The sequence below is a fragment of the Curtobacterium sp. VKM Ac-1393 genome (genome assembly GCF_015350995.1).
GTDB lineage: Bacteria > Actinomycetota > Actinomycetes > Actinomycetales > Microbacteriaceae > Curtobacterium.
Genome location: NZ_JADKRW010000009.1, coordinates 106292 through 115392 on the forward strand (window position 1 = coordinate 106292; position 9101 = coordinate 115392).

10 protein-coding genes are annotated in these 9101 nt (G+C 63.1%); 3 read left to right on the forward strand and 7 right to left on the reverse strand.

Translation table 11 applies throughout. From position 1 onward, the window contains the following. The first annotated feature begins 35 nt into the window (after nt 1–35). Nucleotides 36–527, forward strand: a complete 492-nt coding sequence (locus tag ITJ59_RS18205; protein ID WP_194652705.1) for an AAA family ATPase — start codon at nt 36–38, stop codon at nt 525–527. Nucleotides 528–700: 173 nt separating this feature from the next. Here ITJ59_RS18205 and ITJ59_RS18210 read toward each other — a convergent pair whose 3' ends face one another. The 3 genes from ITJ59_RS18210 to ITJ59_RS18220 form a co-directional block, all read right to left on the reverse strand. Continuing rightward, nucleotides 701–1024 (reverse strand): hypothetical protein, encoded by a 324-nt coding sequence (locus tag ITJ59_RS18210; protein WP_194652706.1) that lies wholly within the window; start codon nt 1022–1024, stop codon nt 701–703. After that, nucleotides 1021–1794 (reverse strand): ParA family protein, encoded by a 774-nt coding sequence (locus ITJ59_RS18215; RefSeq protein ID WP_194652707.1) that lies wholly within the window; start codon nt 1792–1794, stop codon nt 1021–1023. Before ITJ59_RS18215 ends, ITJ59_RS18210 begins: the two co-directional genes overlap by 4 nt. A 185-nt stretch (nt 1795–1979) precedes the next feature. Further along, nucleotides 1980–2468 carry a hypothetical protein gene (locus ITJ59_RS18220; protein WP_194652708.1) on the reverse strand — a complete coding sequence of 163 codons (489 nt, stop codon included), beginning with the start codon at nt 2466–2468 and terminating at the stop codon, nt 1980–1982. Between the two features lie 75 nt (nt 2469–2543). Here ITJ59_RS18220 and ITJ59_RS18225 point away from each other — a divergent pair, with 75 nt between their 5' ends. Then, nucleotides 2544–3371 carry an alpha/beta fold hydrolase gene (locus tag ITJ59_RS18225; protein WP_323749558.1) on the forward strand — a complete coding sequence of 276 codons (828 nt, stop codon included), beginning with the start codon at nt 2544–2546 and terminating at the stop codon, nt 3369–3371. Here ITJ59_RS18225 and ITJ59_RS18230 read toward each other — a convergent pair. The 4 genes from ITJ59_RS18230 to ITJ59_RS18245 form a co-directional block, all read right to left on the reverse strand. Continuing rightward, nucleotides 3368–4084, reverse strand: a complete 717-nt coding sequence (locus ITJ59_RS18230) for a helix-turn-helix transcriptional regulator (RefSeq protein ID WP_194652710.1) — start codon at nt 4082–4084, stop codon at nt 3368–3370. The genes ITJ59_RS18225 and ITJ59_RS18230 overlap by 4 nt on opposite strands. A 40-nt stretch (nt 4085–4124) precedes the next feature. Next, nucleotides 4125–4523 (reverse strand): nuclear transport factor 2 family protein, encoded by a 399-nt coding sequence (locus ITJ59_RS18235; protein ID WP_194652711.1) that lies wholly within the window; start codon nt 4521–4523, stop codon nt 4125–4127. A 410-nt stretch (nt 4524–4933) separates the two neighbouring features. Then, nucleotides 4934–5716, reverse strand: a complete 783-nt coding sequence (locus tag ITJ59_RS18240) for a hypothetical protein (protein WP_194652712.1) — start codon at nt 5714–5716, stop codon at nt 4934–4936. Nucleotides 5717–5724: 8 nt separating this feature from the next. Next, nucleotides 5725–8100 (reverse strand): hypothetical protein, encoded by a 2376-nt coding sequence (locus tag ITJ59_RS18245; protein ID WP_194652713.1) that lies wholly within the window; start codon nt 8098–8100, stop codon nt 5725–5727. A 421-nt stretch (nt 8101–8521) separates the two neighbouring features. Between ITJ59_RS18245 and ITJ59_RS18250 the strand changes: the two genes are divergently transcribed. Beyond that, nucleotides 8522–9007: a GNAT family N-acetyltransferase gene (locus tag ITJ59_RS18250; RefSeq protein ID WP_194652714.1), complete on the forward strand. Its 486-nt coding sequence runs from the start codon at nt 8522–8524 to the stop codon at nt 9005–9007. The last annotated feature ends 94 nt before the right edge of the window (nt 9008–9101 follow it).

Sequence of the window (9101 nt, forward strand, 5' to 3'; positions counted from 1 at the left end):
GTGCAGGCGTCAGCCACAGCCCTAACGTTGCTGTCGTGCTCATCGTGATCCGCGGCACCTCTGGCTCCGGCAAGTCCACCCTGGCCGCACAGCTCCAGCAGAAACTGGGATGGCCCACCGCGGGGCTGGGCCAAGAACACCTCCGGCGGACGGTCTACAGGAAGCGTCAGGACGCCGGCCATGCCGACGGCATGGAACACGCGGCTCTCCTCGAGGTCGCGGCAACACATTGCTTTGCGGTCGGCCATGACGTCGCGCTGGAAGGGATCTTCCAGGCCGACCGCTACTCCACAATGCGCGAACGCCTCGCGAGCCCGGCCGATGATGCTCGGTTCTACGCCTTTGACCTTTCGTTCGGGGAGACTGCGCGGCGGCACGAGCGACGTCCTAAGGCGTCCGAGGTCAGCTCGGTTCAAATGCGCCAGTGGTACCTCGGCTGGGATCCACTTCCGTTTGTGGCGGAACGACGGATCCTGCCGGGAGAAGAGTCATCCGTGGTCGTCCAACGCCTCCTCGGCAGCCGCTGAAGACTCGTCTACCGGTCGGTTGAGACTGGAGCGCCGCTGCCCTGGCACGTGTAGTTCTGTCGAACTCTTTGGCTGTGGGCGGCGGCAAGATGCCGGTACACGTGCTGGTCAGCGCAGGCCGTTCGAGAACACCCCAAGTGCCTACCTGCCTTCGACGTAGCTATCTAGATAGATCACACATCTCGAGGCAACAAGTGGCCGTACTTCTCTTCAACCGCCAACTCGATTGACGTACGAATGTCCTGCTTCTCGGTCGCCTTGACGTAGTCGAGGAGGTCCTTCGTCCGTTCCCCGACTCGCGTCCCGAGCTGCACAGTCACTTCTCGCTTCGGCGCCGCCGCTGCGGTGAACGCCGGCCTGGTGTTTGCGTGGGCGGCCTGCGTCATCTCAGTCGTCGCGGGTGGTGGCACGTCGATCGGGTCGCGGCCCAGATCAGGCGCAGGACGCGGTACGCGTCGCGCCGGAAAGGTGGGGCGATCGCGCTTCTCGTCGGTCATGACACCACCTTGCCCAGGATCTCGGAGTACGCGTCGACGACCGGCTGCCCCTTCCGGAAGTCGCCGTACCACTCGTGCGTAGCTCGGACGTCCTGAACGACCGCTCGATCCGGTACCAGCGGGTACAGCACGGTTCCGAGCTCGCCCAGCTGCTCGAGGGCGTACTGCTCAATGCGTCGCATCACGGTCATGCCGCGGAACGCTCCCACAACGATGCCGGCTTCCCGGAGCTTGTCCGTGGCCCCCAGAAGTCGACGAGAGTCGCGGAAGCGCTGGACGCTCGTCATAGCTCCTTCGACGCCGCTGATGCCGTCCTCGTCCGGCTTCGCTGCGTATACGACAGCGTCTGACGCGTTCAAGGCAGACAACGTCAGTGGGCCACCCTGTCGGTTCGGGCAATCGAAGACAACCAGGTCGGCAGCCGTCCCCTCGAGGGAGGCTTTCAGGCGCAGCTCGGCGTGGTCGGCCTGCTCGCCCTCTCGGATGGATACGCTTCGGCTCGACGGCAGGACACTGAGGTTCGGGTGCCAGGGCGACGGAACCGCCATCTCGTCCATCCACCCCGTGGGCTCCGGATCGGCGAGGATCGCCCCGACGTCGAGACCTGGCTCCTTGGGCTCGACCCCGATCCACCTGCTAGCGGCAGCTCGTGGGTCGAGATCCACCAGGGTGACCTTGCGGCCTCCGATGGCGGCAAGGGTTGCGAGAGAAACCGCGGTGGTGGTCTTCGAGACCCCACCCGACTCGCTGTAGACCATGATCGCTTCCATGCGAACAGCCTATCTAGATAGATGGATAGATAGCAACTATCTAGCTATATTTCGGACTAGCTGTCTAGATAGACGCTAGCAAGCTATCTGGATAGCAATGCCGTCAACTCAAGATCCCGCAGCTGCTGCAGAAGTCCGCGTCGCACGAACCGCATGGATTCTTGATAGTCGGCTCGGCCGTCGCTCTAACACGGGTACGCCGGGTACGCCTCGGGGCCGCCGTGGTCGTCGACGGATCGGAACATGACAACTTGGGTGGTGGGGGTTCGGTCGCGGCCGCGTCGGCCGGCCTTGCGAATCAGGTGGTTCTGCCACCAGCCCCAGAGGTCGCGCTCGTCGGCGTACTGCTGTTCTCGGCGTTGAAGGGTCCCGTCGACGCCGAGCTGCTTGGCCACGTGAGTTCGGATGTCCTGGAGTCGCCGGCGCCAGCCTGTGGGTGTGGCGATCGCGAGGGTCCAGCGGCGCATGCGTGCGAGTGCTGCTCGTGCGCGGCCACGGGGGAGTCCGGCACGGTCTGCGACCACCTCGGGAGCGTCCTCATCGGTCGTCAGGCTCTCGTACACACGACGAGCTGTGGGGCCGAGTCCTGCGCGAGTGAAGACGTCGTGGCGTCCGGCGTCGAGCCGGTCTTCCAGAGCCCGCGCCCCGGCCGAGCTCTTCGACGTGAGAGTCACCCTGTGGCACGCCCCTCTCGGTAGCCGATCGACTAACGAGAAGACACTGAGTGCGGTCGTCGATAGCGTGGAGTGGTGACTTACGACCGGTACGAGCCCTATCGGACGAGCGCCGTCGACGTGGACGGGGATGCCTCGATCTACTGTGAAGAGTCGGGCAATCCAGACGGCGTGGCTGCCCTCTGGCTTCATGGCGGGCCCGGAGGATCACTCGGCAGCGGCTGGTACCGCACTCACTTCGACCCGGCACGCTACCGACTGATTGGTATCGACCAACGCGGCACCGGCAAAAGCCGCTCAGCAGGCGAAGCGAACGGTGGGATGGATCGACAGAACACTCAGCAACTCATCGACGACATCGAAACCGTCCGCCGACGCCTCGGCGTCGGCACCTGGGTGGTCTCCGGGATCTCCTGGGGCACCACGCTCGCGTTGGCCTACGCACAACAGCACCCAAAACGGGTACGCGCACTCGCACTCATGGCTGTCACAACCACCAGCCGCAGCGAGGTCGATTGGATCACGGAGGGCGTCGGTCGGTTGTTCCCGGCGGAATGGGACGAGTTCGACCGCGCGAGCCAGCGACGCTCCGGCGAACGGATCGTCGACGCGTATGCCCATCTCCTGACGTCCTCGGACGCATCAACCCGCGAAGCCGCAGCCGCGGCCTGGGACCGGTGGGAAAACGTCCACGTCTCCCTAGATCACCCGGAGCTCCGGAACGAAGGCCACATCGGTCCCGATCGCCGCGAGGAGTTCGCCCGGCTCGTGACGCACTACTGGAGCAACGACGCCTTCATGCCTGGCGACGACGCGATCTTGGCTCGGCTCGACCGCAACGTGAGCCGCGGCAACATCACGGACGTCCGATCGGAAAGAGCAAGTCCAAGTAGCCGGGACTAGATCAGGCGCCGTGTGGGCCAACGTGCGAGGTCAGCTTCGAGCAATGCCGGGTCCCGGACGGGTGGGACTTCGTCTCGGATTTCCAATCGGGTGATCCGGTCGACGCGAAATCCTCGGATTCCATCACGAAGCCGGCACCATCCGATGAGAAGCCACGCATCGGCCGCCCGGAGAAGCCCTAGTGTCTCAACGTCGCGGTCGGTGTCCAGGGTGGTGTTCCGGCTGCCGTCATCGTTTTCGCCCAGGTAGGTCAATCGCACGAGGCGCCCGGCGGCGATCGCGTCGGACAGTATCCCGAGCGGGACGGTGTCGTCTGTGGGCGCGCCCGCATCGATGACGTACGTCGTCTCGAGCATCTTCTGCACAGATCCGCGGTGTTCGTGGTTCACGACGGCGGCGATCTTGGCGCGGGCACGGCGGGCGGCCGTTTGGTACGGCGATGATTCGAGCAGTGCCAGTCCGGCGAGCGTCGCGAGCGATTCGGCAGCCGAGAGGTTGAGTGGGGGCAGCGAATAGTCCTGGAGGATCGAGTACCCACCCGCCGCCCCGTAGTCGGCATAGATCGGAACTCCAGCGAGTTGGAGTGAGCCGACATCGCGCTCGATGGTGCGGGCCGACACTCCGAATTCGGTGGCGAGCCGAGCGGCCGACCATGGTTGTCGAGCCCCTCGGAGGAGGTCGACGAGAGCATACTGCCGCTCGGCTCGCTTCATGGCCTCATTTTGTCAGACGCCGTCCCACGAGACGCGCCGGTCAGCTCTGCATGCTGCGCTGACCGCCGACGGACCAGACCCGGCTGATTCGGCCGTCATCGGAGAAGTCGAAGATGTCGACGCCGCCGGCGTGAACGTCTCCGGCCTGGATGTCCCACAGCAACCGGCCATGGTCGCCGTCAATGGCGTCAGCGATGCTGGTGAAGACAACGCCGGGGTGCTGCTGGTGCCACCAGTCGAGATACTCGGCGAAGTCCTGCGCGGTGCGAATGTCATCCGCAGGCGTTGATCCGTCGGACTCCGTCACGGCGAAGTGGATTCGGAAGTCGTCGGCGCAGATCTCTCGCGCGATCTCGCCATCGGTATTCCACATTGTGAGCCACAAGTCGAGCGATTCCTGGGCGGTGGTGGTGGCTGTTGAGGTGTCGTGTTGGTTCATGCATCCACCCTTTCGGGTTGGGGCGACAACTGTATGTCGGTGTTCTTCAGAGAGTTGCGCTGCGAGGAGCACCGAAGAAACCAGTGCCGGTCCTGAACCGCTCCGGGAGCGCCTTCGCCGGCCCCTGCTTTGCGGATACCGCCACGAGCGCTCCCAAAGTACGTCCGATTGGCGGTGGCTCAATGAACACCATCCGGCGCGCGTGGCTCTACCCAGTAGAGGATCCCCTGCCGTGCGTCATCAACCATGCGGTCGTTGCAACACTGAGGGTCTACTGCAACCGAGGGTCCTGCAGGACGAAGGGTTCGATCTTGCGGCGCAGGAGGACACTCACCTTCCGACGCGTCCAGTTGGGGTGTACTCCGGATGCGCACAGAAGGGGCTGCGTTCCCGGCGCAGCCCCACCCGGTTCATTCGAAGCGGTTGGGACGCTTCCACTCGCTTCCGACACGAACGACGGCAATCGCTGTCGACCGATCGATGGTCGCCTCGCGCAGCCACACACTTTCGTCAGGTCCCCATCCTGCGAGCATCGTCGCTCCCTCCCGCACCGGAAGGATCAGGCCCGCCGTTTCGAGATAGCCCGTGGACGTGAGGTGGACAACATCGAACTCGGACGCAACGAGGTTCCAATTTGGGAGCAACCAGCGCTGATCCTCGCCCCAGGTATTCCTGCGCGAAGCGGTGACGTCGAGTGGAAAAGCGTCAACAAGGGCACACCAGGAGCTAGGCGAAGAAATCTCGTAGACACGATCAGTCTCAAGTGACTCGTGTTGATACAGCTGAGCTTCCAAGCGCCCCAGATCATCCTCTGGGGCAAAAAGCGACAAGCTTCCTTCACCGACAGCCCGGCTTGTCGTTAACACTTGCGGCATAAGCGGGAGCGACCACCACTCAGGGCGACTCTCCAGACCGGCTGCTCGCGCACACCAGTGCCGTATATCTTCATTCGGCGCTGAGACGGGCAGGGGCTCGGCGAACTCTCCAAGCCAGGCAATTGCAACCTGCGACTTCTTTTCCAACGGCCCTGAAAGCAGGGTACTTACAGTTGCCGGTGCGACGTCAGTCGTTGAGATAACCTCAAGCGCGCCACCTTGCCACGAATAAAGACATTCAGTTGCAGCTCGCAGGGCCGCAAGCTCTTCGTAACCCGCTTTTCGCGCACGGTCGAAGACGGTTTCCCGATCGGTCATCGTAGGCATTACGCTCCGCAGTCCAGGTGCCTGTGCACAGAACTAGCCACAGCATAGTATGCTCGACCGTATGTGATTTGCGAAGTTGTTTGGCCGAGCCACCACGTCTTTTTCTTACCATTGCACGGCACAACAACATTAGTCTGAATATGCTGGCTAATCCTAGCACCATGCGAACTATCGTTCGTTGTATCTGCCGCAAGCGTCCAAAGATAAGCGTACGTGTAGTACATGGTGGTGTGGTCGTAATTCAAGACGGCCCGTGGCGAGCAGGTTGTAATCGGCTTGACCCCCACGGTGCCCCAATTCCCCGACTTACGGGTGTGCGGGTAAGGGACCTTCAACGTACATGGTCCATAAACGACTTGGCGGGAAACCATCGCTCCAGACGTAACACCAGACGGCGTGTACGTAACGCCCTGGTCCGTTGAGGCATCGGAATCCTCCCCTGCGGTCGGATCCTGCTCCTGAAGCGCCTTATCAGTGGTGAAAGACCAAATAGGGGTGTTGACGCTCGCGGTCGCACCCGAGTAACTAGTAGGGGCCGTAATCTGCGCCGCCCAATAGTAGGTCTGGCCAGACTCCAGCAGCCCCTCTGGGACCGTGAAGGAATCACGCAGCGGCTCACTCACGACAATTGGATTACCAAGATCAGGTTGCGTGCTTAGCGTGTAAACGCGCGCTGCATCCTCCGGAAGCACGCTTGCAGCATCACCCTCGGTGGCAACAGCAAGGACCGGTGTCAACGCGACTGCTGTAGAGGGATCGGGAAGGCCAACCATCGACGACTTGGCCCAGTCTCCTACAACAAAGCGGTACGAGGAGCTGGCAACCGGCTCACCGGTGGAATCAAGAACGTCCGCATTGATCACATGCTCTCCGCCGACGGCGTCGACAGTGAACTTGATTGCGGTTCGGGTAGTCTCCGAGAGCAGAGTTGGGTCGTCTGCAACTGGTTCATCGTCGACGCTTACGGACGCCGTTTGCCCCGTTTCGCTCGCTGCTGGAAAGCTGGCACTGCAGTTGATTGGGTTTGCAGACGCGGCAACACCCCACGCACCATCAGAATACGGCTGGTCACAGCTGATGGTTGGCGTCGCTGGGTCTGCGTACCAGCCCTGTACGTCGACGACGTAGTTCGTTGCCTTCGCGGCGTTACGGAGGGAGATCTTCCCGTTCTTGCCGATGGGTACGGTGATGGTGTTGGTCTGGATCTCGTCTGTTTGGAAGTTGATGGCAGTCGTGTTCGGCTTTGTTGCACCATCTGCCCACGCATCCGCGTAGCCGTTGCTGCCGCCGTGGGCGACGATCAACGTCAACACGACCGCCGAGATGCCGGAACCCATGACGGGAACGCCGGCGGTGCCAGCGATCTGAATCGATCGGGTCTCGTTTTCCGCCAGCGCCGTGTTCCCGGACGCTCGCGAGTCGTACGCACGCCCGTAGGAGGGTGTGAAGACTGCACCGCCCTGCCCTGCGGCGGTGAAGTAGCCCTGGAGGTCTACGATCAGGTTCGTCGTTGTCGACGAGTTCGCGATCGTGAACTGTCCCGATGCTGACAGTGGCACCTGCGCCTGGATCGAGGTCGACTCGGACGGGGCGTAGTGCAGCGAGTTGGCAGGCTTAGTCGCGCCGGTTGCGTACGGAGTGAGGTATCCGTCAGCGTCGGTGGAGTTGATCGCGACCAGGTTCACGACCGCGCCGGACGCGCCGGTCGGCACCCCGTTCGCTCCGGTGACCTGTACGTCGATGCTCTTGCCCGGAGCAATCACAGCCTTCGAAGCACCCGTGCCGGAGCGCGTATCGACGATGCGCTTCGCGACCGGGACGAAACCGCCAGCAGCGGTACCGTCCGTGTTCGCCGTGTAATAGCCCTGCACGTCCAGGATCAGCCGTGCCGAGGTCTCGGTCATGACCTGGATCGAGCCGTCCGAACCGACTGCCACCGTGGCGCTGTTGGAGGTGTACTCCCCCGAGACGCCGTTGTAGATCAGCATCGTCGTGCGGCCGGAGTCCGCATCGGGGCGTCCGAAAAGGGTACCGGCACCGGTCGATGATCCGACTGTTGCGTTCAGCGACACCGCACCAACAGAGCCGTCATCAGGCAGTCCAGCGAGACCGGCGACCTTGATCGTGCGGTACTTCCCCGCCTCCATCGGCGTGCTGAACCCGCCGGTGCCCTTCGCCGTGTCGAGGACCCGACCGGTCGAGGGAACGAACACACCGCCGGTGCCAGTGTCGTTCAGTGCGTGAGCTGGCGTGGTCACCAGCAGGGAACCAATCAGTGCGAGCGCGCCGAGCGTTGCAACAGCGAAGCTGCGCTTCCTCGTACGCGGAGTGTGCAACAACGAGCGCACAAGACCCCCTAGATCACCGAACAGCACGAGCTACTGTCCGTTCGCGAAGCATAAGACTGAGCTGAGAGCGAACGAGTGCCACCCGTCTGGGGGTTGTCCAAAAACCCCAGGTCAGAGGGGCTAGCGCCGAGATGACATTAACGCTCTCTCAGGAAATCGGTCTGCTCGCGCCTGCTGGCCCTTCGCTAACGCGATGAAAACCGAGCAGACGAGCTTCCACGCGAAGCACGGATTCGAGCGCATCGGCAGACCGCAGCTCGCCCCAGGAACCGGACTCACGAAGAACGATGGATCCGGCAGTTCCCCGATCCTGACAGCCCGTCTCATCAGCCAATCGGCTAACGGACGCCGGTGGCGGACTCCTGATCGGCTATCCGGTTCGGCTTGTCGTCATCGACGAGGCGCTGCGTGGTCCTGGTTCCAGCCGGGCGGGTTGCGAGAATGAAGTGTGATCGAGCTGGTGAGACCGAGCGCGGAGTTGTTCGGGGCATGGACTGAGGCGCACCGAGAGTGGGGTCCGGGCTTACACGAGGACGGCTTCGGCATCGGCGCGGGCGACGAGGTGGACACCTTTGAGGGCTTCCGGACTTGGATCGCACGGACTCAGCAGGATTCGGGTGAACTGTGGTGGATCGTCGAGGACGGGGAAGTACTCGGCGGGATCGCGCTGCGCTCCGCCGCCGACGAGCGCGTGCACCGCTTCGGACACATTGGGTACGCGATTCGTCCCTCCGCCCGCGGACGCGGCGTGGCTACCTGGGCCCTTGGCGAGGTCCTGCGTCACGCCCAATCGTCGGGCATCAACCCTGTGCTGGCGTTCTGCGTTGAGAACAACGCAAGGTCGGTCGCGACCCTCGAGCACCACGGCGCGGTGCTCGAAGCGGTTGAACAGCACAGAGACGTCCAGGTACGGCGCTATGCGATCCGCCACTGAGTGCGCCGTCTCACTAGCCGATCGGCGGTTTCAAGGGGTCGTTGCAACGGGTGGGTGTTTCGGGTCCGAGAGTAGCTGCTCGAAGGCTTCTGCT